Annotated in this window: 20 protein-coding genes, 1 tRNA gene and 1 pseudogene; 9 read left to right on the top strand and 13 right to left on the bottom strand. The window is 62.4% G+C overall.

The features are described 5' to 3' along the window. Window positions 1-22: 22 nt before the first annotated feature. Together mdcB and GTP23_RS10400 are read left to right on the top strand one after the other, a co-directional pair. On the top strand, window positions 23-907 hold the full coding sequence (gene mdcB / locus GTP23_RS10405) for a triphosphoribosyl-dephospho-CoA synthase MdcB (protein ID WP_161035583.1): 885 nt from the start codon (window positions 23-25) through the stop codon (window positions 905-907). After that, entirely contained in the window at window positions 904-1,809 is a 906-nt protein-coding gene (locus tag GTP23_RS10400) for an ACP S-malonyltransferase (RefSeq protein ID WP_161035077.1), read from the top strand. Before mdcB ends, GTP23_RS10400 begins: the two co-directional genes overlap by 4 nt. Before the next feature lie 129 nt (window positions 1,810-1,938). Here the strand turns inward: GTP23_RS10400 and GTP23_RS10395 are convergent, their stop codons facing one another. Next, window positions 1,939-2,538 (bottom strand): phasin family protein, encoded by a 600-nt coding sequence (locus tag GTP23_RS10395; RefSeq protein WP_229256041.1) that lies wholly within the window; start codon window positions 2,536-2,538, stop codon window positions 1,939-1,941. A gap of 232 nt (window positions 2,539-2,770) precedes the next feature. Continuing rightward, entirely contained in the window at window positions 2,771-3,640 is an 870-nt protein-coding gene (locus tag GTP23_RS10390; RefSeq protein ID WP_229256040.1) for a transporter substrate-binding domain-containing protein, read from the bottom strand. A 140-nt stretch (window positions 3,641-3,780) separates the two neighbouring features. Here GTP23_RS10390 and GTP23_RS10385 point away from each other — a divergent pair, with 140 nt between their 5' ends. Then, on the top strand, window positions 3,781-4,107 hold the full coding sequence (locus GTP23_RS10385) for a flagellar basal body rod C-terminal domain-containing protein (protein WP_161035075.1): 327 nt from the start codon (window positions 3,781-3,783) through the stop codon (window positions 4,105-4,107). An 85-nt stretch (window positions 4,108-4,192) separates the two neighbouring features. Next, on the top strand, window positions 4,193-4,933 hold the full coding sequence (locus GTP23_RS10380) for a substrate-binding periplasmic protein (RefSeq protein WP_161035074.1): 741 nt from the start codon (window positions 4,193-4,195) through the stop codon (window positions 4,931-4,933). On the opposite strand, the gene GTP23_RS10375 is transcribed toward GTP23_RS10380, so the two are convergent. Together GTP23_RS10375 and GTP23_RS10370 are read right to left on the bottom strand one after the other, a co-directional pair. Continuing rightward, on the bottom strand, window positions 4,934-6,052 hold the full coding sequence (locus tag GTP23_RS10375) for a YbdK family carboxylate-amine ligase (protein WP_161035073.1): 1,119 nt from the start codon (window positions 6,050-6,052) through the stop codon (window positions 4,934-4,936). Beyond that, the gene (locus GTP23_RS10370; RefSeq protein ID WP_161035072.1) at window positions 6,053-7,240 is read right to left on the bottom strand and encodes a cation:proton antiporter; all 1,188 of its coding nucleotides are present in this window, start codon (window positions 7,238-7,240) and stop codon (window positions 6,053-6,055) included. Window positions 7,241-7,345: 105 nt separating this feature from the next. Between GTP23_RS10370 and fghA the strand changes: the two genes are divergently transcribed. Next, window positions 7,346-8,194: an S-formylglutathione hydrolase gene (gene fghA, locus GTP23_RS10365; protein WP_161035071.1), complete on the top strand. Its 849-nt coding sequence runs from the start codon at window positions 7,346-7,348 to the stop codon at window positions 8,192-8,194. A gap of 71 nt (window positions 8,195-8,265) precedes the next feature. On the opposite strand, the gene GTP23_RS10360 is transcribed toward fghA, so the two are convergent. Beyond that, a complete protein-coding gene (locus GTP23_RS10360) occupies window positions 8,266-9,228 on the bottom strand; it encodes a chemotaxis protein (protein ID WP_155435205.1) in 963 nt (320 codons plus the stop codon). Between the two features lie 209 nt (window positions 9,229-9,437). Continuing rightward, window positions 9,438-9,513 (bottom strand) — tRNA-Gly (locus tag GTP23_RS10355). Window positions 9,514-9,674: 161 nt separating this feature from the next. Here GTP23_RS10355 and GTP23_RS10350 point away from each other — a divergent pair. The 4 genes and pseudogenes from GTP23_RS10350 to GTP23_RS10335 form a co-directional block, all read left to right on the top strand. After that, complete coding sequence (locus GTP23_RS10350; RefSeq protein WP_161035070.1) at window positions 9,675-11,309, top strand: Na+/H+ antiporter; 1,635 nt, start codon at window positions 9,675-9,677, stop codon at window positions 11,307-11,309. Window positions 11,310-11,313: 4 nt separating this feature from the next. Further along, window positions 11,314-12,390, top strand: coding sequence for a sensor histidine kinase (locus GTP23_RS10345; protein ID WP_161035069.1), 1,077 nt, complete (start codon window positions 11,314-11,316; stop codon window positions 12,388-12,390). After that, window positions 12,378-13,154, top strand: coding sequence for a LytR/AlgR family response regulator transcription factor (locus GTP23_RS10340; RefSeq protein ID WP_161035068.1), 777 nt, complete (start codon window positions 12,378-12,380; stop codon window positions 13,152-13,154). Before GTP23_RS10345 ends, GTP23_RS10340 begins: the two co-directional genes overlap by 13 nt. 149 nt (window positions 13,155-13,303) lie before the next feature. After that, a pseudogene (locus GTP23_RS10335) lies at window positions 13,304-14,380 on the top strand (acyltransferase family protein); the annotation flags it as partial. Window positions 14,381-14,447: 67 nt separating this feature from the next. Here the strand turns inward: GTP23_RS10335 and GTP23_RS10330 are convergent. From GTP23_RS10330 to GTP23_RS10300, 7 genes are all read right to left on the bottom strand, one after another. Beyond that, window positions 14,448-16,895, bottom strand: a complete 2,448-nt coding sequence (locus GTP23_RS10330; protein WP_161035067.1) for a penicillin acylase family protein — start codon at window positions 16,893-16,895, stop codon at window positions 14,448-14,450. Window positions 16,896-16,976: 81 nt separating this feature from the next. After that, entirely contained in the window at window positions 16,977-17,915 is a 939-nt protein-coding gene (locus GTP23_RS10325) for a LysR family transcriptional regulator (protein ID WP_155435200.1), read from the bottom strand. A gap of 56 nt (window positions 17,916-17,971) precedes the next feature. After that, on the bottom strand, window positions 17,972-18,913 hold the full coding sequence (locus GTP23_RS10320; protein ID WP_161035581.1) for a glycoside hydrolase family 43 protein: 942 nt from the start codon (window positions 18,911-18,913) through the stop codon (window positions 17,972-17,974). Between the two features lie 58 nt (window positions 18,914-18,971). Next, entirely contained in the window at window positions 18,972-19,955 is a 984-nt protein-coding gene (yjfF, locus tag GTP23_RS10315; protein ID WP_161035066.1) for a galactofuranose ABC transporter, permease protein YjfF, read from the bottom strand. Further along, window positions 19,952-20,971 carry an ABC transporter permease gene (locus GTP23_RS10310; RefSeq protein WP_229256079.1) on the bottom strand — a complete coding sequence of 340 codons (1,020 nt, stop codon included), beginning with the start codon at window positions 20,969-20,971 and terminating at the stop codon, window positions 19,952-19,954. Before GTP23_RS10310 ends, yjfF begins: the two co-directional genes overlap by 4 nt. A 49-nt stretch (window positions 20,972-21,020) precedes the next feature. Next, window positions 21,021-22,595 carry a sugar ABC transporter ATP-binding protein gene (locus tag GTP23_RS10305; RefSeq protein WP_161035064.1) on the bottom strand — a complete coding sequence of 525 codons (1,575 nt, stop codon included), beginning with the start codon at window positions 22,593-22,595 and terminating at the stop codon, window positions 21,021-21,023. A gap of 16 nt (window positions 22,596-22,611) precedes the next feature. Further along, window positions 22,612-23,574: an ABC transporter substrate-binding protein gene (locus tag GTP23_RS10300; protein WP_161035063.1), complete on the bottom strand. Its 963-nt coding sequence runs from the start codon at window positions 23,572-23,574 to the stop codon at window positions 22,612-22,614. Window positions 23,575-23,634: the final 60 nt, after the last annotated feature.

Below are 23,634 nucleotides of genomic sequence, written 5' to 3'. Positions count from 1 at the left end.
CCGTGGTGCCGCAGCGCTGCAGATGGCAGGCATGGCCCGGGCAGCGCGTCCAGAGAAAACGCCGGCGCAGATCTATGCCGCACAGGTAGCCCGTCTGGCCGTGCGCAGTCTTTACCATGAGCTGTGCCTGTATCCGAAACCGGGACTGGTGTCGCTGGTCGACAATGGCAGCCATGACGACATGGACGCGCTGACTTTCATGCGCAGCCTGTTCTCGCTGCGCCACTACTTCCGCAAAATCTGTCTGGCCGGCTGGGACAACGCGCCGTTCGCCCAGTTACGCCAGCTCGGCATCGATGCGGAAGCCGCCATGCTGCGCGCCACGCGCGGCATCAACACGCATCGGGGTGCCATCTTCAGTCTGGGCCTGCTGTGTGCCAGCGCTGGTCGCGCCCGTGCCCAGGGCATGGCCAGTGCGCCGGCCAGCCTGCGCGCCGTGCTGCTGATACGCTGGGGAGCGGAACTGGCCAGCCATGCAGCCGTCCGGCCGGCCGAGCAGCACAGCAGCAACGGGCTGCGCGTGGCCGCCCGCTATGCCGTCAGCGGCGCGCGCGAGGAAGGCGCGCTGGGCTTGCCCTCCGTGTTCGAAGTGGGCGTGCCTGCCCTGCAGACGGCCACGGCACGCGGTGCCAGCCGTCGCTGCGCCCGCATCGATACGCTGTATGCACTGATGGCTCACGTCAGCGACAGCAATGTATATCACCGCGCCGGACCGGAAGGCGCGCGACTGGTGCGCCAGCATGCGCAGCATTTTCTGGCACTGGGCGGCACCCGCCATGTGCGCTGGCATGCGCTGGCTCTGCAGGGCCACCGCAGCTTTGTCAGCCTGCGCCTGTCGCCGGGCGGTGCTGCCGATCTGCTGGCGGCCAGCTGTCTGGTGCAGGCACTGGGCGCAACGGGGCAATGAGCGCTACCGCCCGTCTGCTGCTGCTCTGCCCCGGTCAGGGTGGCCAGCATGCCGCCATGTTCGATCTGGCCCGCAGCGATGCAGGCGCATCTGCCCTGCTCGACAGTCTGGCCCTGCCCTCGGGCGGCGACCTGTATGCCAACCGCCATGCCCAGCCCCTGATCGTGGCGGCCACGCTGGCCATGTGGACAGCGATACGCGAGCATGCGCCCGCACCGGCGCTGGTGGCTGGCTATTCCATCGGCGAACTGGCGGCGTATGGCGTGGCCGGGGCCTACAGCCCGGCCACCACCGTGCAGCTGGCAGCGGCGCGGGCGGAGCTGATGGATCAGGCGGCACTGAACGCACCCGACCAGACGCTGCTGGCCGTGTCCGGCATGGCGCTATCCCGCGCCCAGCCTCTGCTGCAGGCCCATGCTTACGAACTGGCCATCGAGACGGGCGAGGATAGCTGCATCGCCGGTGGTCCGGCCAGCCAGCGCGCTGCACTGGAACAGCTACTGGCGCAGCACGGTGCACGCTGCACCCACCTGCCCGTGGCCGTGGCTTCCCATACGCGCTATATGCAGGCCGCCGTGGCGCCCTTCGCCGCCCTGCTGCAACAGACCCCGTTCCAGCCTGTGCAGGCGCCCGTACTGGCCGGCATCAGCGCCATCAGCGTGCGCGATCAGGCCACGGCCGCAGACCAGCTGGCACGCCAGCTGGCCGCGCCTATCCGCTGGTCCGCCTGCATGGATGCGGCGGCCGAAGCGGGCATCAGCTATGCGCTGGAGCTGGGGCCGGGATCAGCCCTGTCGCGCATCCTGCAGCAACGTCACCCGCAGATCAGCACCCGCTCGGTGGCCGATTTCCGCACGCTGGACGGCATACTGCGCTGGCTGGAACGCTGCAACGAAGCCTGAGCCAGCAACATAAGGTCCCCTCAAACGACAAGGGATGCAACAGCGTTGCATCCCTCTAGCAAGCTCAGCCGACTAGCCACTAACTAGCCCACGCAGGCCACGGCCAGCAGTATGTGCGGGCTGTGCGGCTTAGGTTTCTTTACGGGCACCCGTCTGTTTGGCGCTGGCCGTGCTCTGGGCGCTGCTGCCGCCCGTGGACGAGGACGCCTGCGCTCCCTGCATATTGCCTTCACGGCTGTCGCTGCCATGCTGGCCGGCGCTCTGCATGGTGGACGTGCCGCGCATTTCGCTGCCGCGCGACTGGCGCATGCCATCGTTATAGCTGGTGAACGGATCACTGAATTTCTCCAGCGCATCCTGATGGTTACGCATGGTTTTTTCCGTTTCTTCCGACGTCACGCGGGCCACTTCATCGGCCAGTGCCTTGGCCGTACGGCTGGTTTCCTGTACATGTTCTTCCGCCACTTTGGACAGGTCCACCTGCGTATCGGCGGCTATGCGCGACAGGTGCTGCTGGTAGGCACGGACTTTTTCCGCCGTCGGCTGGGCATGGGCGGCCACGGCGGCAAACGCTTCGGTAGGACGATGCGACGTAATCATTTGCTGGCCAGCCTTGGTGCTTTCTTCCAGCATGGTCTGGGCCAGCTGGATGTTCAGATCGCTATATTGCTGCAGAGTGCGGAACAGCGATTTCGACATGTCGTTAAAGAACGACAATTGCGCTTCCATATGAGTCTTTGCTGCGGGGGTGACGGATTGGGAATATGGATACATAGATTTACCTCAATAGTAAGATGTGTGCCTGAGAGAAATTGGGACTGTTTCAACGCCGCGAATGCAGCGCGAGTGACAAGGCTACGTGACACACGGGTGACACATCTGATCTAGATCAAAGGTGCGCCCCTAGAATTGAGGGAACTTTTTAAATCGGAATTTTCTGATGCTTGCCTTGGAACTATACTCAATGCAAGCGCTTCAGGTCTGCCAGACTGAACCACAATTCCTTGCGCTGCAGCGGTGTCTGCGGCGACAGCAGAGGATTCGGCAGTTCGATCAGCACCCGTTTGTCCAGCTGTGCGCGGCGTATGCCGGGACCGTAGTGCAGATAGAACAGCTGCTCAAAAGAACCGTCAGCCAGCGCCAGCTCCAGGCCCTGCCGGATATTCTCCGCCAGCGCAGGATTATTCTTATTCACGAAAAAATAATCGGCAGTGGGATAGTGCAGCAGGATGTGCTGGTCCACCACCAGCTCGGGATGACGGCGCGCTTCGCCCCAGATTTCATTCAGTGACCGGGGCGCCCAGTCATAGCGGCCCGCATTGAGCATGCCGAACAGGCTGCTGTAGACCGCCACCGGATAGACCAGAATGCCGTTATGGCGCAATATGGTTAGATCGGGCCAGTCGTGACCCTGCCCGGTGGAAAACTTTTTGAGATCAGCAATATTGTGTACATCGCGCAGCAACTCCTGACGATCGGCGCGCAGCAGCCCCAGCCGCCAGCCTATCAGCCCGCGTGACATCGGTATGCGCACCGGCAGCAAAGCCGCTTCGCGCTCGATGGAAGTCATGGTGCCGACGATGTCGATACGGCCCGCCCCCGACTGCAGTTCCACCAGCGCACGGTTCTGCTGCATGCTGGTCTGCGACAGCACGGCGCGGTAGTGATTGCCAGCCTTGGCCAGCGCCAGCTGCAGCAGCGCATAACCATATTCGCCGCGTTCGTCATCAAGGCTTTCCGCCCGCGGGTAACGCACTTGTATCGGTTCGGCCCGCACCCCATTCATGGCGCACAGGCCTAGCAGTAATAGACAGTACAACAACTTCCGCATAATCCTCATTTCCAGCAGGTTTTCACTTCGACAATACGCACCCCACGCACCGTCGTCAAGCCTGCCTTTTTTTTCATCACTGCCGTGCACAGGGTCCCGCATGGGTGTACACTGCTCATCAATTACCTTGGAGAAACTTCATGGCCATTGCTGTGCTCAGTTCCGGCATCACCGGACTCAACGCTGCCGAGCGCGCGCTGGGCAATAGCGCCCATGCCATCGCCAACATCGGCACCCAGGGTTTCCAGCCTTCCCAGGCCTATTTTACGGAAAGCCAGCCGGCCGGTAGCGGCGTCAGCGTGTCGTTTCAGGCCCAGCAACTGCAGCAGGTAGACGGCCCAAGCCAGACCGATCTGGCCAAGGAAACCACCAATTCCCTGGTCTACGAAAAGCAGTTCGATTTCTCGGCCAAAGTGATCCAGACGGCCGACCAGATGCTGGGTTCGCTCATCGACATCAAAGCCTGATTGATCTAGGCGTCTATACAACAATGCGGTAGTCGGTATCGTCATAGCAGTGTAAGCTCTATGGATATTCCTGATGAGGCCGTTCATGCTGCGTTTCCGTATTGCCAAGATCTGCGCCATACTCTGCACACTCGCCGGCGCTGCGCAAGCCCATGAACCGACCGTACAGGTGCTGTACAGCGAACGTCCGCCCTATCTGATGACCGCGGCCGAAGGCGGTCCCGGCGGCCTGACGGGTGCACCTGCCACGCGCGCTTTCCGGCTGGCCGGCATCAGCGCCCGCTGGCTCAACCTGCCCACCAACCGCCAGCTGCTGACCGTACGCGACAGCAAATTACCCGCCTGCGCCATCGGCTGGTTCCGCACCCCCGAGCGCGAGATCTACGCCAAATTTACCAAGCCCCTGTACCACGACAAGGACTGGACCGTGCTGGCCCACGTCCATCTGGCCGAGCACGGCGACGGCAGCCTGCAGGAACTCATGCAGCGCAAGGATGTGCGCATCCTGGTCAAGGACAATTACTCCTACGGCAGCGAACTGGACAAAATGCTGGCCCGTACCCAGCCCATACTCGCCATCTCCACCGCGCCCACCGCCAAGATGGTGCAGTCGATCAGCAAGGGGGCGGCCGACATGATGTTTGTCTCGGAAGAAGAAGGCAGTTACATCATGGAGCACCACCCCGCCGAGCAGACCCGCCAGCTGCGCCTGCTGCGCTTCAAGGATCTGCCCCATGGGCCGGAGCGCTACCTGATGTGCAACAAGGCCACGCCCGACGCCTATATCGAACGCCTCAACAGCGCCATCGCCAGCCCCGCCCACTGACTAGCCGCTGCGGAAGCGCTGGATGGCGGCTGCCACCATGCCTTCGGCGCTGCCGCTGCGGGCAAACTGCTGGCGCAGGAAATGCGCATCGCTGCCCTCGTGCGTGACCGCCACCAGATGTTCTAGGCCGGCCGTACCGCCCAGCGCCGCACCATACGGCGCCATCTTGCGCAGCGTAGTCAGGATGTCTTCGCGCAGCGACAGGCTTTCGTATGTCTGCGGATGAACCAGCGTGCCATCCAGACCGAAGCGGCAGGCCTGGAAGCGGTTGTAGTTGTACACCAGATAGTCGTCTTCCTGCGGTGCCGGGCTGCGCCGTTCCAGCAGATAGGCACACAGGGCCTGCAGATAACTGGCCAGCGCCGCCGCCCGCGCCACCGTCAGCGGCGTATCGCACACGCGCAGTTCGATGGTGCCGTATTCGGGCTTGGGGCGGATATCCCAGTAAAAATCCTTCATGCTGTTGATCACGCCCGTGTGCTCCATCTTGGCAAAATAATCGCGCTCGAAGCTGGCCCAGTCCAGCAGAAACGGTGCCCGCCCGCTCATAGGGAAAGCGAACACGGAATTCAGCCGCGCCGAATTGAACAGCGTATCGTTGGCCTGCACGAACGGCGAGGACGACGATAGCGCAATGAAGTGCGGCACGTAGCGGCTCAGCGCATGCAGCAGGTACAGCGCATCGTCGCCCGAGGCACACCCGATGTGCACATGCTGGCCGAAGATGGTGAACTGCTTGGCCAGATAGCCATACAGCGCCGACACCTGTTTGAAACGGGGCTTGGCATAGATGCGCCGTTCGGTCCATTTCTGGAACGGATGGGTGCCGCCGCCGCAGATGCCGATATTCAGCCGCTCGCCGGCCTGCACCAGCGTGTCGCGCACCAGTTCCAGCTGGGCCAGCAAGGCATCGTGCTGATGCTGCACATCGCTGTTTATCTCTATCATGCTCTCGGTGATCTCGGGCGTGACGTTGCCGGGAAACGGCTTGCGCCCCAGCAGGTGCAGTAGGTCGGGACTGGAGGCCGTCAGATCGTAATCGGACAGGCTGACCAGCTGCAGCTCCAGCTCCACCCCCATGCTGAGCGGGGTGGATGATTTAAACGGTGGCAAAGGCATTCAGGCTTCCTCCTCTTCAGGGGTTTCGCGCGCCCAGATCAGGGCACGCTGGGTCAGCACAGGGCCCAGCACTTCCAGCAGCAGCGTCATGGCGGCAAGTGCCGCCAGTTCGTCCACCAGCACGATGCCCACATAGCGCGTCTGCTCCAGCAGCAGAGTGACGAACACCGACATGGGCGCCAGCGCCACGCCCGTCAGCAAACCTTTGCGCCAGGTGATGCCGCCGGCGCGGGCAAACAGCATCACCATGCCGGCCTTGACCAGAAAGCGCGCCAGCACCAGCACTGCGCCCAGCGCAGCGCCGGCCAGCACACGCTCCCATTCCAGTGCCGAGGCAGCAAACACGAACAGCAGCACGGCCAGCAATTCGCCGATGGCGCCGAAATTGCGTTCGGTGCGGCTCAGCATCACGCGGCTATGGCGGGCTGCCAGTCCGAAGGTCAGCGTGGCCAGCACGGGCGAGACATCGAGCGCATGGGCCAGCAGCACCAGCAGCATCACGCCCATGGCAAACGCCAGCGTGCCATCGCGCGCCAGCGCACCGAGCTGGCGCAGCAGGGCCGGCACCAGCCAGCCCAGCAGCCCGCCCAGCAGGGCCGCGCCGCCCAGTTCGATCAGGCTGTGCGACACCGCCTGCGGCAGGCTGCCCGACGTCTGGAACACCCAGAATCCCACCACCACCTTGAACACGAACAGCGCTAGCACGCAGTTGATGGCTACCAGATGCAGCACCCGTTCCGTCACCTGTCCGGCACTATCGGTCTCGTTAATCACGCGCAGCACGCCCGCCGGTGACGTCGACATGGCCAGCGAGGCCAGCAGCAGCGAAGTCAGCGGCGGCATCTGGGTCAGATGGGAAATCAGGTAGACCACGCCGAAGGTGGCGGCCGATTCCGCCAGCCCGCTCACGGCGATCCACGGATTGATGCGCAGCCAGTGCAGATTGATGCGATAGCCGAACTCGAACAGAATCAGGCCAAAGGCCAGATTGGCCAGCAGCGTCACCGTGCTCGATGCGCCGCTGGCAAAGCTATCCGGCATCACTTGCGCCATCAGAAAACCCACCAGCCCGTACATGCTGATACGCGGCAGCCGCGTCCAGCGGTGCAGCAGCTCGCCCGCCAGCCATGCCAGGATGATGGCCAGCGGCCAGCCCATAGCCGTGACGATGCGCGAAAAATCCGCCATGCCCACCTCCTCGTATTGGAAACTTGTACAATTCTGGCGGGGCGGCAGGGTTTCTACTGTGCGCCAGAATACATATAGAACACGGCTGAGATTAAAGGGTAGCCCATGCTTGAACTATTGAGCGAACACGTCTGCTTTGGCGGCGTCCAGCGTTTTTACCGTCATACCTCGCAGAGCACGGGCCTGCCTATGCGCTTCGGCGTGTTTCTGCCGCCGGCCGCGCACAAGGCTGACGCCCAGGTGCCGGCGCTGTTCTTTCTGGCCGGGCTGACCTGCACCGAAGAGACCTTCATGATCAAGGCCGGCGCCCAGCGTGCCGCCGCCGAAGCGGGCATGGCGCTGATTACGCCCGACACCAGCCCGCGCGGGGCCGGCATCGAGGGCGAAAGCGAACACTGGGATTTCGGCGTGGGCGCCGGTTTCTATCTGGATGCCAGTGAACAGCCATGGGCCAGCCACTACCGCATGGAGAGCTATATCCACGAACTGCAGCAACTGGTGGTGAAGGAACTGCCGATCCATCCGCGCCGCATCGGCATCAGCGGCCACTCCATGGGCGGCCATGGCGCGCTCACGCTGGCTTTGCGCCGGCCCGACATCTTCCGCTCGGTGTCCGCGTTTGCGCCCATCGCCGCACCGTCGCGCTGCCCGTGGGGCATCAAGGCCTTCAGCGGCTATCTGGGCGAGGACCGGCGCAAATGGGCCGCGCACGATGCCAGCCTGCTGATGGAACAGGAACAGACGCCCTTCCCGGACGGCATACTGATCGATCAGGGTCTGGGCGACAAATTCCTCACCGAGCAGCTCTATCCCGAGGAATTCGAAGCGGCCTGCATCAATGCACGCCAGCCCATCCAGCTGCGCCGCCATGCCGGCTATGACCACGGCTATTACTTCATCGCCAGCTTCATCGACGACCATATCCGCTTCCACGCGCGCAATCTGGCCGGCTGAAACGGCAGGCCCAAAGCAACAGGGGCCGTGACGTCGCCGTCACGGCCCCTGTTATTTGCTGGCTGGCAGGCTTACAGCGCTGCCTTGCTCAGTACATTGCGGATGGTGCTGGCCAGATCTTCGGCCGAGAATTTGGCCACATAGGCGTCCGCGCCCACGCCCTTGACGTGGTCTTCGTTGGTCTTGCCCGACAGCGAGGAGTGGATCACCACCGGAATCTTGGAGAAGCGCGCATCCTGCTTGATCAGACGGGTCAGGGTGAAGCCATCCATTTCCGGCATTTCGAGGTCGGTCAGCACCATGGCGATGCGGTCCTGCACCTGTATGCCTTCGGCCTTGGTGCCTTCGTAGATCGCCTGCAGGCGATCCCAGGCTTCCTTGCCGGACTTGGTCATGATGAAGTGGGCGCCCATCGCTTCCAGACCTTTTTCGATCAGGTTACGTGCCACCACCGAGTCATCCGCTGCCAGCACGACAGCGCCCTGCTTCATATGCAGTTTAGGACCGATGGTTTCAGGATCGACATCGTCGCTCTCGGACGGGGTCAGGTCGCGCAAGATGGTTTCCACGTCCAGCACCTGGGCCAGACGGGTGTTCTGCACATCGCCGTCGACGCGGGCGATACTGGTCACCTTGCCGCCGGCCGTCCCTTCGGCCGTCAGCACCTGGCTCCAGTCCAGACGCACGATTTCGTCCACCGATTCCACCGCAAACGCTTGCGTGGTACGGGCAAATTCCGTCACCAGCATGATGTTCAGGCCGGTCTTAGGCTTGACGCCGACGATGCCCGGCAAATCGAGCACGGTGATGATCTGGCCGCGCAGATTGACCACGCCCAGCATGTGCTCGGGCGAACCGGCCACGGCGGTGACTTCCGGCATCGCGACGATCTCGCGGATTTTGAAGACGTTGATACCAAACAACTCAGAATGTTCGCCATTCGCATCAGCGCCAAGGCGGAACAGTAGCAGTTCGAATTTATTGGAGTTGGTCAGATTACTGCGCTCATCAACTTCCTGCTGAACTGATTTCATAGATTTCGTCTCCGAAGGTGGTCCGCTAACCAGCAGTCGCCCTGATGGGGCAACCCTGCCATTACGTCTCAGTATAACGTTTGCAAGTGGGATAAGTCACATTTTGACCTGCAAAGTATTGATTTACAGCACGATTTACAACGCTGGCCAGAAAAATGGCCAAAAAAAAAGAAGCCGGAAGGCTTCTTTTTTGATGTACCGCTGAATTCTGGAGCGGGAGAAGAGTCTCGAACTCTCGACCTCAACCTTGGCAAGGTTGCGCTCTACCAACTGAGCTACTCCCGCAGAAGGCAAGATTATGACAGATGCCAGAAAAAAATACCAGTGCCTTTTGCCACGCCGGCTGACGGCCGCTTGCGGGGCGCCGCTGCATGGCAGCAGCAACTGTTTCGCTCAGTAATCATGGTGTAAAGTAAGACTGGTTTTGCAATATTGAAAGTAGTGAAATGGATGCTGTTGAAGTCATACTCATCATGCTGCTGGCAGTGGTGGCCAGCGCGTATATTTCGCGCCTGCTGCCGCGCGCCGTGCCGCTGCCGCTGGTGCAGATCACGCTGGGCGCCCTGATCGCCGCCAAATCCAGCCACGGGGTGGAACTGGAACCGGAACTGTTCTTCCTGGCCTTCCTGCCGCCCCTGCTGTTTCTCGATGGCTGGCGCATCCCCAAGAGCGGCCTGCTGCGCGACAAAGGCATGATCCTCGAACTGGCGCTGGGACTGGTGGTGTTCACCGTGATCGGCGCCGGCTTCCTGATCCACTGGCTGATCCCCGCCATGCCGCTGGCCGTGGCGTTTGCGCTGGCCGCCATCGTTTCCCCCACCGATCCGGTCGCCGTCAGCGCCATTGCGGCCAGCACGCCTATCCCGAAACGCCTGATGCACATCCTCGAAGGCGAATCGCTGCTCAACGATGCCAGCGGTCTGGTGTGCTTCCGCTTTGCCGTGGTGGCCGCCCTCACAGGCAGCTTCTCGCCGGCCAGTGCGGCCATGACTTTTGGCTGGCTGGTGCTGGCCGGTATCGCTGCCGGCGTCACCGTCACGCTGCTGGTCACGGGCGTGCAGCGCTGGCTGACGCGCCACTTCGGCGAACCGGTCGGCTCGCCCATACTGGTCAACCTGCTGCTACCCTTCGGCGCCTATCTGGTGGCCGAGCGCCTGCATGGTTCGGGCATACTGGCCGCCGTGGCAGCCGGCATCACCATGAGCTACGTTGAACTGAGCGGCCATGCGCTGGCCCATACCCGCATCCAGCGTTCGGCCGTGTGGGACACCGTGCAGTTTGCTCTCAACGGCGTGATGTTCGTACTGCTGGGCGAGCAGCTACCCGATGTGTTCCACGATGCCCGCGCCACCATCGAAGAGAGCGGCCACCTTAATCCGTGGTGGCTGGCCGTGTACGCGCTGGCCATCAATGCCGGCCTGCTGCTGTTGCGCATGCTGTGGGTGTGGGCGTCGCTGCGCCTGACCATCTTCAAGCAGCGCATGCGCCACCAGCCGCGCATCAAGATCAACCCGCGCCTGCTGCTGGCCACCACGCTGGCCGGTGCACGCGGCACCATCACGCTGGCCGGCGTGCTGACGCTGCCCCTGCTGATGCCGGACGGCCGGCCCTTCCCTGCCCGTGCACTGACCATTTTTCTGGCCTGCTCGGTGATACTGGTGTCGCTGCTGATCGCCAGCATAGGCTTGCCGCGCCTGCTGGCCGGGGTGAATTTCCCCGCCGAGACGGAAGAGCAGCGCGAAGAAGACACGGCCCGCCGCATGGCCGCCAAGGCAGCCATCACGGCCATCGAGCAGACCCAGATCACGCTGATGGAAGCGGAAAGCTGCGTCGATCCGGAAGTCTACCCGCAGGCGGCAGCGCGGGTCATCGCCTTCTACGAGCACCGCCTCAAGGAAGTCGATCCGGCCAGCGAACAGGCCTGGCGCAAGACCGACCACGCCGAACAGGAACTGCGCTTTGCTGCACTGGAAGCGGAACGGCGCGCCGTATGGGATCTGGCACGGCACGACCACATCTCCGACGAAATTTCGCGTAAGCTGGTGCGTGAAATCGACCTCATGGAAGCACGCTACCGCTAGCGCTATGCAGAAAACACGGACCATCATTGCCATCGCGTGGTTATTGTTCTGGAGCCTGATGATCTCCACCTCGGTGCAGGAATATCTGCGCGAGCATGATCACGGCCTGTGGAAGCCCGTGCTGTGGGAAACCTCGTCGGCGCTGACCGGCACCCTGCTACTGCTGCTGCAAAGGTGCTACACGCGCCAGTACGACGCATGGATAGCGACGCCGCTGCGCTGGTTCCTGCGCCAGCTGCCCTGGCTGTTCGCTTACTGGCTGCTGTTCGTACCTATCGCCTTCGGCATGCGCCACGCCGTCTACGCACTGATGGGCGAGAGCTATACGCACGATAGCTGGTCGCGCGTGTTTCTGTACGAGGACATCAAGATGACGGTGTTCTTCTCGCTATTTACCGCGATTACCTTTGGCGTGCTGTCCTTCCACGCCATGCTGGACCAGCGCGTGCGGGTGGAACGGGCCAACGCATCGCTGCGTCAGGCCCAGCTACTGCGCCTGAGCCAGCAGATGCAGCCGCACTTCCTGTTCAATGCACTCAACACCATTTCCTCGCTGATGCACAGCGACGTGGCCCGCGCCGACAGCATGCTGGTGCAGCTATCCGATGTGCTGCGCGCCACGCTGGACGTGGGCGAACGCCATCTGGTGCCGCTGCAGACCGAACTGCGCATCGTGCGCGGCTATGCCGCCCTGATGGGCGAACGCTTTGCCGACCGTGTCAGCATCAGCTGGGAGATCGACGATGCTGCGCTGGCCTGCGAAGTGCCGGTGATGAGCATGCAGCCACTGCTGGAGAACGTCTTCAAGCATACGGTGGAACGGCGCCGCCAGCCGGTTGCCATCCATGTCTCGGCCCTGCGCCAGCAGGATATGCTGCTGCTGCGCGTGCAGGACGATAGCGGCACGCTGACTACGGCGCGTGCTGAAGGTGGCAGCACAGCCGATAGCACAGCCGGCATCAGCCTGCGCAATCTGCGCGAACGCCTGAGCGCACTGTATGGCGAACGTGCCAGCGTCGAATTGCACCAGCTTGCTCCCGCAGGCGTACTAACCGAGATCCGACTGCCATGCGCATCCTGATCGTTGACGACGAACGGCCGGCGCGCGAAAAGCTGCGCCGCATGCTGGCGGCCGAACCGGATATCAGCGCCATCGAGGAAGCGCGCGATGGGGTCGAGGCACTGGAACGCCTGCCCGCCTTCGCGCCCGACCTGCTGCTGCTGGACATCCAGATGCCGGAAGTCAGCGGCCTCGATGTTGCCGCTTCGCTGCCCACACCCGCGCCCTGCGTGGTGTTCGTCACCGCCTACGACGAATATGCGCTCCGCGCTTTCGATGCCAACGCCATCGACTACCTGCTCAAACCCTACGACCAGCCGCGCCTGCAACGCGCCCTTCAGCGCGTACGCGAGCGGCTTGTGCAGCAGCGGCTGGCCGCAACCGTTGCCGGCACCGACGCGCAAGCCGCGGCAGCCACGGCGCAGCAAACTGCAGCTACCCGGCCGCCGCTGCCCGCCGTCACCCAGCTACTGGTGCCCGAACGCAGTGGCACGCGCATCGTCAAGGTCGAGCAGATACTGTGGATAGAGACCGCCGATAACTACGTGATCCTGCACACGGCCGAAGGCGAACCGCTGATGCGCCAGACGCTGGCCGGCCTGCTGGAAAAGCTGGGCCCGCGCTTCGTGCGCTGCCACCGGCGCGCCGCCGTCCGGCTCGATGCCATTGCCAGTATCGCCAATCTCGACAAGGGCGACGGCGAAATCATGCTGCACGATGGCAGCCGCGCGCCTCTCAGCCGCCAGTACCGCGCCGAACTGCAAGCCCGGCTGAACTGCGGCTGAACTGTGGTTAAGCTGCGGCCGCATCCCATCCGCCCCCGTCCGGGGTACCGGACTATCCGGTTCGCCCCATGCCACACCCGTTTCGCCCCATCCTGGTAGACGCCGGCGGCAGTTCAATTTAATCTTGCTCCATTAACAAGGAGCTAACGATGAACCACAACCGTCTCTACTTCCTCGACTGGATACGCATCTTCGCCTTCTGCGTGCTGATCTTCTATCACACCGGCATGTACTATGTAACCTGGGACTGGCACGTCAAGAGCCCGTTTGCCAGCGACGCGATTGAACCGCTGATGATTTTGTCCTCGCCATGGCGTCTGGGCCTCCTGTTCATGATTTCCGGCGTGGCCACCGCCTTCATGCTGCAGAAAGTGCGCATCGGCGCTCTGCTGCGGCAACGCAGCTGGCGTTTGCTGCTGCCGCTAATCTTCGGCATGTTCGTCATCGTACCGCCGCAAGCGTATTTCGAAATCGTGGAAAAAATCAGCTATCAGGGCGGCTATGCGGAATTCATGCGCCTGTACGTAGAGGGCTACCACGGCTTCTGCCGCGGCAACGACTGCCTGCGCCTGCCGACCTGGAACCACCTGTGGTTTGTCGCCTACCTGTGGGCCTACACCATGCTGGGCGGGCTGCTGGTCTGGCTGCTGGGAACACGCTGGCGTGCGCTGTCGGATGGGCTGGGCCGTTTGCTGAGTGGCTGGCGCATGGTAGTGCTGCCGGTCGCCGTGCTGGCGGCTGCACGCTTCGGTCTGGCCGACCGCTACCCCAGCACCCATGCACTGGTGGACGACTGGTATAACAACGCCCAGTACTTCTTCCTGTTTGCCCTCGGTGCGCTGCTGGCCACGCAGGCGGCATTCTGGCGTCAGGCGGAAGCGCTGCGCTGGACCAGCCTGGGTCTGTGGCTGGCCAGCTGGGCGCTGATCGTCTGCTACTGGTCGATACCGGAAGCACTGGCCGGCAGCGCCGAAGTCCGGCAATGGAAGCCGGTCATGCGCACCATTTACTGCCTGTGCCAGTGGGCGCCGATACTGACCGTGTGCGGTTTCGGCCACCGCCATCTGAACTTCGACAGTGCCAAGCGGCGCTATCTGACCGAGGCCGTGTTCCCCGTCTACATCCTGCACCAGACCCTGATCGTCTGCATGGCGCACTGGCTCAAACCAGTCAAACTGGCACCGGCCACCGAAGGCCTGATTCTGATCGTGCTGACCTTCAGCATCAGCTTCGCTGTGTTCGAAGTGGTGCGCCGCATCGCAGTGCTGCGCCCACTGTTCGGACTCGCTGCGCTTACTTCACAAACGTCAGCGTATGCTGGGCAGGCCCCGGCAGCAGCGGCGTCGGACGGCCATGTACCCAGTCGTCACGGCCATCAAGGAAATATGGCGACAGCGGATGGCCGCTCTGGCCACCTGGCAAGTTAAAAATACCCTGCTCTTCATGACCAGGCGAGACCGACAGCCGCTCGGACTGGCCAAAGGTCGGGCCGGAGACACGCGGCATATGCTGGTCGCCGGGCAGCATGTCCGGCGCCACTTTCAGGAAGCGGCCCAGCAGCGGCACGGCAGAGGCAAACGGGTGGGCACTCACGGCAGTATTGCGCTCACCCCAGCTGGCACTGGCCAGCGGCTTGCCATCCTTGGTCAGGCTGGCGATCACCCGGTCTATCGCGGCCAGATGCAGTGCCTGCCAGTTGGCATACTGGGGCGGCAGCCATGCCGCCGGCTGCTGGTCCAGCACGCGCGCCACCACGACCGGCCAGCGCGACGTAATCGAAGCCATGCTGGCTTTCGGATCGATCGCCGCCAGCTGCTCATTGGCGCTTTCGAACAGCAGATCGTACAGCGCATACATATAGCCGCGCGTAATGCGGTAGCCCACCGAATCCACGCTGGCCTTGCCGCTCCAGCTCTCCTTGAGCAGCTTGAGCACTTCGGCCCGCTGCGGCTGGCCAGCAAGCGCCTTGGCGTCGAGTGCGGCCATGGCACGGTCGCGCCAGCCCGCCATGAAGATGGCACGGTCATCCAGACCGATCTCGTAGACTTTCTTCACATCGGTTTTCGCGCCCAGTGCCGTCAGGTCGTCGCGCACCTGATGGGTACGGGCGCCCAGATCGAAACCGCCATCGCCCAGCTTTTCCGAGCCGGCGTTGAGCAGCTGGCGGCTATTGGCCGTGTACAGCTGGCCGGAAGCCGGGTTCACCACTTTCGGATAGTCTTCCGGCGCCAGCCAGCCATTCCATACACCTGCCGCTTCGCTGACCGGCATAGGATAGGTGCTGACAACTCCGCTGGCGGCACGGCGCGGCAACGGACCGGCGATGGTCCAGCCGATATTGCCCTTGTCGTCGCCGCCAACGAAATTCTGCGCCGGTATGCCCAGCGTCGGCGCGATGGCCAGCGCCTGATCCAGCGAATCGGCCCATTCCAGCTTCTGCGCGTTGACGTTCACTGCACGCGCCGTGTGGGCGACCCAGTGCACGGCATAACTGCGGCCACGCGATACACGGATAGGACCGAGCGACGTCTCGCGCACGGCCAGCTTCTCGGCTGCCGCACCTTTAACGAGGATGGTTTCTTCATGCAGCACCGGGGTTTCCCAGCCCGCCTGGGTGCGCACCTGCCCCGGTCTGGCCGCATCGGTATCGAGTGCAATCAGGTCGGCGTAATCGCCATAGCTGTTGGTGAAGCCCCATGCCACATGGCCGTTACTGCCGACCACCACCACCGGCGCACCGGGCAGGGTTACGCCGACGATGCGGCGCTGGCCGCCCTTCCCGTCCGGGAATTGCAGCGCGGCGCGGTACCAGATGGCGGGCAGCGAAATCCCCAGGTGCATATCGTCGGCCACGATGGCGGCGCCCGTATCGCTACGGCTGCCGGCTACGGCCCAGTTATTGCTGCCTACCGTGTTAAGAAAATCGGCGCTCGCTACTTTGCTGTCGAACAGGGCGCGTATGCTGGCCGCTTTCGGATCGGTCAGAGTGGGTACGCCGGCTGCTTTAGGCTTGCCCCACCAGACTGGCGGCATATCCGGGATGGTGGCCGTGCCGGCGATAGGCGAAACGTCGTCCAGCGGTGCATCCCAGTGGGTGGCTTCCGGTGCGAGGAAGCTGCGCTGGGCCGGGCTGGCGTTTTCGGCCAGCCAGCCGCGCGCCAGTTCGCGCGCTTCCTGCCCGCCCTGCAGGTCGAAGTACATGGCCCAGATCACCAGCAGCGAGTCATCGGCCGACCATGCACGTGGTGCCATTCCCACCAGAGCATATTCGAAGGGACGGCTGCGCAGTTGCGCCAGACCGGCATTCACGCCGGCGGCATAGCGCTCCAGCAGCGCACGATCAGCGGCTGGCAGTTCCTTCAATGCCTGCGCGGCGCGCGCGCGGAAGCGGTGCAAGCGGTGCGATTTATCGACCGACAGCGCGCGCTCGCCGAACAGTTCCGACAGTTCACCGGCGGCCACACGGCGCAGCAGATCCATCTGGAAGTAGCGTTCCTGCGCGTGCACGAAGCCAGTAGCGTAAGCCACGTCCAGCCGCGAACCACCGCTGATCAGCGGCACGCCATGCGCATCGCGCGCCACGCTGGCCGTGGTCTCCAGTCCCGCTGCCTGCTGCGTGCCGTCCAGCTGCGCCAGACTGCCGCGTAAATACAGCCAGCCACCTGCGACCGACACGGCCACCAGCCCTGTCACACCCACAGCAAGCCGCTTGGACCAGCGCGCCACTTTGCTTCGATTCATGCTTACCCCATCCGTTGTCTAAGTTACATGACGGTGAGTTTGCCAGAAGCGGCCGGCATGGCGCAAGCATGCAGTTTCAGATCAGGCCAGTTCGCGCGCCACTTCCCGTACGGACTTCAGCAGCAGGCTGGCGCCGGGCGACATGATGTGGCCTTCCACCGTGATGATGCCGTAAGCATCCATGCGGCACGGCAGCTCGATCGGCAAGATATTCAGCACGCCCTGCGATTCGTAGTATTTGGCCACAGCGACCGGCATCACGTTGAGCGCGTCGGTCTGCTGCAGCAGCGGCGTAATCAGCAGCACGGCGGTGGTGTCAATTACGTTGACAGGCACTTCCAGCCCCGCGCGGCGGAACATCAGTTCGCAGCGGGCGCGCAGGATACTGCCTTGCGGCGGCAGTATCCACGCCTGACTGGCCAGCTCGCGCAGACTCAATTTGCGCGCCGACAGCAGCGGGTGGCCGGGGCGCACCACGGCGCATGCCGGCTCGTCGCCCAGCTCTTCATAGGCCAGGCCTTCGGAGCTATGCCGTTCCGGAATACGGCCTATCATGAAGTCCAGCCGTCCCCGCTGCAACTGCTCCAGCAGGATGTTGGACTGCTCCATCTCCACGCCTATGCGCAGACGCGGCGCCTGCTGCTTGGTGCGGGTGATCGCCTTGGGCAGCAGTTCTATGCCGGGCGTCATGATGGTGCCGATATCCACCTGCCCTGCCAGACCAGCCTTGATGGCGACGATATCCTCGTGCGCCAGCGACAGGCTGGTAAGCGCCATGCGGGCATGGCGTATCATGGTTTCGCCATAGATGGTCGGTTCCATGCCGCGCGGCAGACGCTCGAACAACTGCACGCCCAGCATCTCCTCCAGATCCTTGAGCTGCTTGGAGGCGGCCGGTTGTGTCATGTGCAGCTCTTCCGAGGCACGGTGAATATTGCGTTGTTCGTCCAGCGCGATCAGCAGCAACAGCTGGCGCGTTTTCAGGCGCGCGCGCAGGAACCAGTTCGGGTTAGTATCCATGGAAAAATGATATCACAATCAGTATTACTACAAGCCTCAACTAGATTGATTGAATATCACTTGCATGCTGACGAAGGATTTGCGGCCGGACCTTCTTTAGTCTGCGGAATGAACGGTATCGTGCCGTCGGCGTTGTACTTGAATTCTTCCACTGCCACGGAACGACGGAACTCGCCGCCACCAGGCAGCTTGGCGTTGTGGTAGAAGATGTAGGACTTGCCGTTAAAGTCGACGATGGCCTGATGGATAGTCTTCACCCTGGCATTCTTGGACATGATGACGCCGCGATAGTGCCATGGCCCGGTCGGGCTAGGCCCCGTCATATACGCCGTCTCTTCGGGGAAGTTGCGCGAGTAGGACAGATAGTAGATGCCGTTGTGCTTGTGCAGATAAGACGCTTCCGTGAACATGTCCATGCCCACGGTCTGGATAGGGCCGTCGAATTCGATCATGTTCGGTTTCAGCTTGGCGTACTTGAGCACTGTGTTGCCCCAGTACAGATAGGCCTGACCATCGTCATCCTGGAACACAGCGGGATCGATATCGTCCCATGCAATCGGCGCCTGCAGCGTCATATCGTTGGTCACCAGTGCCGAGCCGCGCGCATCGACAAACGGGCCTTCCGGACGATCCGCCACGGCCACGCCGATAGCATGGCCGGGGATGGTGGCATGATCCACCGTGGAATAGAAATAGTACTTGCCATCGCGCTTGGTGATATCGGCCGCCCATGCGTGGCCCTTGGCCCATTTGAAGGTGGCAGCCTGCACGGGCGAGCCGCGGTCGGTCCAGTTCTTCATGTCGCAGCTGGTGTACAAGCGCCATTCGTTCATCACGTAGTCGGGGCTCTTAGGCGTAGCCTCATCGTGGCCGACGTACAGGTACACCGTACCGTTTTCTACATAGGCCGAGGGGTCGGCCGTGAACAGTTTGGGGAACAGCGGATTGGCCGCTTCTGCCACCGGCGCGGCCAGTGCAGCCATGCCTAGGGCGGCCATGGCCAGCGGTTGCAGATACGATTTCATATGTTTTTTCAAAACAGTCTCCTTGTAAATCTTAACGGCGTGCGCCCAGCGCCAGTGCGCGCTGAACCACACAGAATACGAACAGCAGTGCACCGATCACGATCTTGGTCCACCACGAACTGAGCGTGCCGTCGAAAGCAATCAGGGTCTGGATGGTGCCCAGCACCAGCACGCCGGACAGCGCACCGGCCACATAACCGTAGCCGCCACTGAGCAGCGTGCCGCCTATGACCACGGCAGCAATGGCATCGAGTTCCGTGCCCTGCGCATGCAGGCCGTAGCCGGACAGCATATAGAACGAGAACAGCACACCGGCCAGCGCCGCGCAGAAACCGCTGAAGGCGTAGATCAGCACCTTGGTGCGGGCCACGCGCAAGCCCATCATGTGGGCCGACTGCTCGTTGCCACCCACCGCGTAGATCGCGCGGCCAAACGGTGTGCAGTGCGCCACATAGATGGCAGCGGCCAGCGTCAGCAAAGCAATCAGGGCGGACGGCGACAGATAACCATCCAGCACCGGCAACTGGGTCTGCGACATGCTGACGAACAGCGGCTGGTCGATGGTAATCGAGTTAATGCTGATCAGGTAGCATAGACCGCGCGCCAGAAACATGCCGGCCAGCGTGACGATGAAAGGCTGCAGCTTGAAGTAATGGATCATGGCCCCCATCAGCGCGCCGAAGCCGGCACCGGCCAGCAGCACGATGGCTATCGCCAGCAGCGGCGGCCAGTGCCACACCTGCACCATCCATGCCGCCATCATGGTGGTCAGCGCCAGCACGGAACCGACCGACAGATCGATGCCGCCCGAGATAATGACAAAGCTCATGCCCACCGCAATCACCAGCAGGAAGGCATTATCGATCAGCAGATTAAGCAGCACCTGCAGCGACAGGAAGCCGGGATAGGCCGCGCCGCCCGCGCCCAGCAGCAACACCAGCAGCACGACCGTAGCCAGCGAAGTGAAATATGGCGACGCCATCGCCGCGCGTCCGCGCATTACCAGACTGCTCATGCTGCGCCTCCCTGCACGGCACGCCACATGGTTTTGAATTCGGCCGACTGCGACAGGCAGACCAGGAATACCACCACCGACTTGACCACCATATTGATCTCCGGCGGCAAGCCTAGCGAATAAATGGTGTAGGTCAGCGTCTGGATGATCAGCGCCCCCACCACGCTGCCGACCAGACTGAATTTGCCACCGGCCAGCGAAGTGCCGCCCAACGTCACGGCCAGAATCGCATCGAGTTCCAGCAGCAGGCCAGCGTTGTTCGCGTCGGCGCTCTTGATATTTGCGCTGATGATCAGCCCTGCCAGACCGGCACAGGCGCTGCAGAACACATACACAAAGAAGATCAGCACCGCCGTACGCAGGCCAGCCAGCCGCGCTGCCACCGGATTGATGCCGACCGTCTGGATAAACAGGCCCAGTGCAGTCTTACGCATCAGCAGTGCAGTCAGGGCAAACACGCCAGCCACCAGATACAGCGAGAACGGCAAACCAAACAGATAGCCGCTGCCGAGGAAGAAGTAAGGCTGGTAGTAGACGGTGATGATCTGGCCATCCGTGAACAGCTGGGCCAGACCGCGCCCCGCCACCATCAGAATCAGCGTGGCGACGATGGGCTGCAGGCCCAGACCTGCCACCAGTATGCCGTTCCACGCGCCGCATAACAGCGCCGCGCCCATGGCCGCACACAGCGCCCATACCATCGGGGTGTTCGCCACATAGGTCGGCACGCCATCCTGCATGACCAAGGTACCGCCTATCAGCATGGCCGCTACCGTAGCGCTGATGGCCACTACCGCACCTACCGAAATATCGATGCCGCGTGTAGCGATCACCAGTGTCATCCCTAGCGCTGCCAGTATCAAAGGCGCGGCGCGGTTGAGGATGTCGATCAGGCTGCCGTACAGATGGCCGTCCTTGAGTTCGAGGTGGAAGAAGCCGGGTATCAGCATCAGGTCCAGCAACAGCAGCAGGGCCAGCGCCGCCACAGGACGGAACAGGGGATGGTGCACAAACATGATAGAACTTCCCGCTTTCGGCACAGCGGCAGGCCGCTGCAAAATCAGACTAGACATGGTTTGCTCCCGCTGCGATCACCTGCAGCACCGAGCTTTCATCGAGTGCATTGCGTGCATATTCGCCCGCCGTCTTACGGTCGCGCATGACCACGATGCGGTCGCTCACACGCAGCACTTCAGGCAGCTCGGACGAAATAAACAGAATCGACATACCTTTGCGGCACAGGCCCGCTACATAATCCATAATCTCCTGCTTGGCCCGTACATCAATGCCGCGCGTAGGCTCGTCGAGGATCAGCATTTCCGGCTCATTCACCAGCCAGCGCGCCAGCAGCACTTTCTGCTGGTTGCCACCCGAGAGCGCACCGATAGGCGTTTCTATACTAGCCGTCTTGATGCCCAGCGCCTGCACATAATGCTGCGCGAGTTCCTGCTGACGTTTGAGCGGAATCGCGCGCAGTATGCCCAGACGGGCCTGCAAAGCCAGCATCATGTTCTCGCGCACGGACAGTTCCAGCACCGCACCTTCGTGCTTGCGGTCTTCCGAGCAGAAGCCTATGCCGGCAGCAATCGCATCGCGCGGCGTGGCGATCTGGCGCTGTTTGCCATGGATGGCGACTTTTCCGCTATCGGCGCGGTCGGCACCGAACAGCAGGCGCGCCAGCTCCGTGCGGCCCGAGCCCAGCAGACCGGCCAGCCCGAGCAACTCGCCCTTGCGCACTTCCAGATCGACCGGCGCCAGCGAACCGCGCCTCCCCAGCCCCAGCGCACGCAGGAAAGCTGGCAAGCCAGCTGCCTGATTCTGGCCGTGGCCTTGACCTTCAGCCTCGCTTGGGCTCTGGCCCTGACTTGCATTAGCGTTCGTACTCGTGCCGGCAGCGGGCGCCCCCACCATCTTGTTGACCAGTTCCACACGCGACAATTCGCTGCAGGCATACTCGCCTTCCCGCTCGCCATTACGCATCACCGTGATACGATCGGAAATGGCGTAGGTCTGATCGAGGAAATGGGTGACGAACAGGATGGCCATCCCCTGCTGGCGCAGATCGCGCAGCACGGAGAACAGCAGTTCGACCTCTTTTTCATCGAGGCTGGAAGTAGGTTCATCGAGTATCAGCACCTTGGCCGAGCCTAGCAAGGCGCGCGAGATGGCGACCATCTGCTGCACCGCCAGCGGATAGCTGGCCAGCGAGCGGCTCACATCGATGCGCACCTGCAGGCGCTCCAGCAGCGCACTGGCCTGCTGGCTCATGCCCTGCCAATCGATGCGGCCAGCTTTCTGCGGATAGCGACCGATGAAAATATTCTCCGCCACCGACAGATTCGGGCACAGATTCACTTCCTGATACACCGTACTGATGCCCAGATTCTGCGCATCGAGCGTGGAAGCAGGACGAATGGCGCGGCCTTGCAGCAGTATCTCGCCCTGATCGGGCGTATGCACGCCCGTCAACACCTTGATCAGAGTGGATTTTCCGGCGCCGTTCTGCCCCATCAGCGTATGCACTTCGCCCGGGTAAAGCGTGAGCGAGACGGCATTCAGCGCCTGCACACCTGTGAAAGCCTTGCTGATACCGCGCAGTTCTAGCACTGGCGCTACAGTTGGTGCAGTCGCCGCAGTCATTGAGCTGCTCATAGCGTCAGTATTTACGGTTCGGGAATTCTTTGGCCGCCACTTCGGCAGGGAATACGCCCTCCACCGTGGTGATACGACGCGGTACCGGCTTGCCCGCGACGATATCGCGTGCCAGCTGCATCAACTGTGGCCCCAGCAGCGGGCTGCATTCCACCGTGACGTTGAGCTTACCGGCCAGCATGGCTTCAAATGCGCCTTTCACGCCGTCGATGGAAATCACGAGGATATCCTTGCCCGGCTTGAGGCCAGCTTCCTCGATAGCCTGTATGGCGCCGATCGCCATATCGTCGTTATGCGCATACAGCACGTTGATCTTCTTGCCTTCCGCCTTAAGGAAGGCTTCCATCACTTCCTTGCCTTTGGCACGGGTAAAGTCGCCCGTCTGCGAGCGGATCACCTTCAGTTTGGGATTGCCCGCAATGACTTCCTCGAAGCCCTTCTTGCGATCCAGTGCCGGCGCCGAACCCACAGTGCCCTGCAGTTCGACGATGTTGATGACAGGATTAGGCAGCTTGGCAGTACGCTCCACCAGCCAGCGGCCGGCGCGGCGGCCCTCTTCGACGAAATCGGAACCGATAAAGGTCACGTACAGACTAGGGTCGCTCACGTTCACGGCACGGTCGGTCAGCACCACGGGGATTTTGGCTGCCTTGGCTTCCCGCAGCACCGTGTCCCAGCCCGATTCCACCACCGGCGAAAACGCGATCAGATCGACGCGCTGCGCGATGAAGGAACGGATGGCTTTAACCTGATTTTCCTGCTTCTGCTGGGCGTCGGCGAACTTCAGCGTGATGCCGTCTTTCTTCGCAGCGTCCTTGATGGACACGGTATTGGCAGTGCGCCATTCGCTTTCGGCGCCGACCTGGGAAAAGCCGATCACCAGCGGTTTGGCAGCGAACGAGGCGGGGCTGGCGAAACAGGCGGCCAGACAGGCAGCCGCCAGCAGGGTTCTGCGTTTGGATTGCATAGCAAAGTCTCCAGATGGATTTTTATGTATCTTCTGCCATCCATACTATGAGAATCTCGA

This window comes from Duganella fentianensis (genome assembly GCF_009857835.1).
GTDB lineage: Bacteria > Pseudomonadota > Gammaproteobacteria > Burkholderiales > Burkholderiaceae_D > Rugamonas > Rugamonas fentianensis.
The sequence above is the reverse complement of the archived record's forward strand: the minus strand, read 5'-3'. Positions and strand labels throughout refer to the sequence as shown.

What these genes read in the sequence shown, in the direction of transcription:
- mdcB (WP_161035583.1), top strand. Translation starts at nt 23, where the DNA reads ATGGCAGGCATGGCCCGGGCAGCGCGTCCAGAGAAAACGCCGGCGCAG.
- GTP23_RS10400 (WP_161035077.1), top strand. Translation starts at nt 904, where the DNA reads ATGAGCGCTACCGCCCGTCTGCTGCTGCTCTGCCCCGGTCAGGGTGGC.
- GTP23_RS10395 (WP_229256041.1), bottom strand. Translation starts at nt 2,538, where the DNA reads ATGGAAGCGCAATTGTCGTTCTTTAACGACATGTCGAAATCGCTGTTC.
- GTP23_RS10390 (WP_229256040.1), bottom strand. Translation starts at nt 3,640, where the DNA reads ATGCGGAAGTTGTTGTACTGTCTATTACTGCTAGGCCTGTGCGCCATG.
- GTP23_RS10385 (WP_161035075.1), top strand. Translation starts at nt 3,781, where the DNA reads ATGGCCATTGCTGTGCTCAGTTCCGGCATCACCGGACTCAACGCTGCC.
- GTP23_RS10380 (WP_161035074.1), top strand. Translation starts at nt 4,193, where the DNA reads ATGCTGCGTTTCCGTATTGCCAAGATCTGCGCCATACTCTGCACACTC.
- GTP23_RS10375 (WP_161035073.1), bottom strand. Translation starts at nt 6,052, where the DNA reads ATGCCTTTGCCACCGTTTAAATCATCCACCCCGCTCAGCATGGGGGTG.
- GTP23_RS10370 (WP_161035072.1), bottom strand. Translation starts at nt 7,240, where the DNA reads ATGGCGGATTTTTCGCGCATCGTCACGGCTATGGGCTGGCCGCTGGCC.
- fghA (WP_161035071.1), top strand. Translation starts at nt 7,346, where the DNA reads ATGCTTGAACTATTGAGCGAACACGTCTGCTTTGGCGGCGTCCAGCGT.
- GTP23_RS10360 (WP_155435205.1), bottom strand. Translation starts at nt 9,228, where the DNA reads ATGAAATCAGTTCAGCAGGAAGTTGATGAGCGCAGTAATCTGACCAAC.
- GTP23_RS10350 (WP_161035070.1), top strand. Translation starts at nt 9,675, where the DNA reads ATGGATGCTGTTGAAGTCATACTCATCATGCTGCTGGCAGTGGTGGCC.
- GTP23_RS10345 (WP_161035069.1), top strand. Translation starts at nt 11,314, where the DNA reads ATGCAGAAAACACGGACCATCATTGCCATCGCGTGGTTATTGTTCTGG.
- GTP23_RS10340 (WP_161035068.1), top strand. Translation starts at nt 12,378, where the DNA reads ATGCGCATCCTGATCGTTGACGACGAACGGCCGGCGCGCGAAAAGCTG.
- GTP23_RS10330 (WP_161035067.1), bottom strand. Translation starts at nt 16,895, where the DNA reads ATGAATCGAAGCAAAGTGGCGCGCTGGTCCAAGCGGCTTGCTGTGGGT.
- GTP23_RS10325 (WP_155435200.1), bottom strand. Translation starts at nt 17,915, where the DNA reads ATGGATACTAACCCGAACTGGTTCCTGCGCGCGCGCCTGAAAACGCGC.
- GTP23_RS10320 (WP_161035581.1), bottom strand. Translation starts at nt 18,913, where the DNA reads ATGGCCGCCCTAGGCATGGCTGCACTGGCCGCGCCGGTGGCAGAAGCG.
- yjfF (WP_161035066.1), bottom strand. Translation starts at nt 19,955, where the DNA reads ATGAGCAGTCTGGTAATGCGCGGACGCGCGGCGATGGCGTCGCCATAT.
- GTP23_RS10310 (WP_229256079.1), bottom strand. Translation starts at nt 20,971, where the DNA reads ATGTTTGTGCACCATCCCCTGTTCCGTCCTGTGGCGGCGCTGGCCCTG.
- GTP23_RS10305 (WP_161035064.1), bottom strand. Translation starts at nt 22,595, where the DNA reads ATGACTGCGGCGACTGCACCAACTGTAGCGCCAGTGCTAGAACTGCGC.
- GTP23_RS10300 (WP_161035063.1), bottom strand. Translation starts at nt 23,574, where the DNA reads ATGCAATCCAAACGCAGAACCCTGCTGGCGGCTGCCTGTCTGGCCGCC.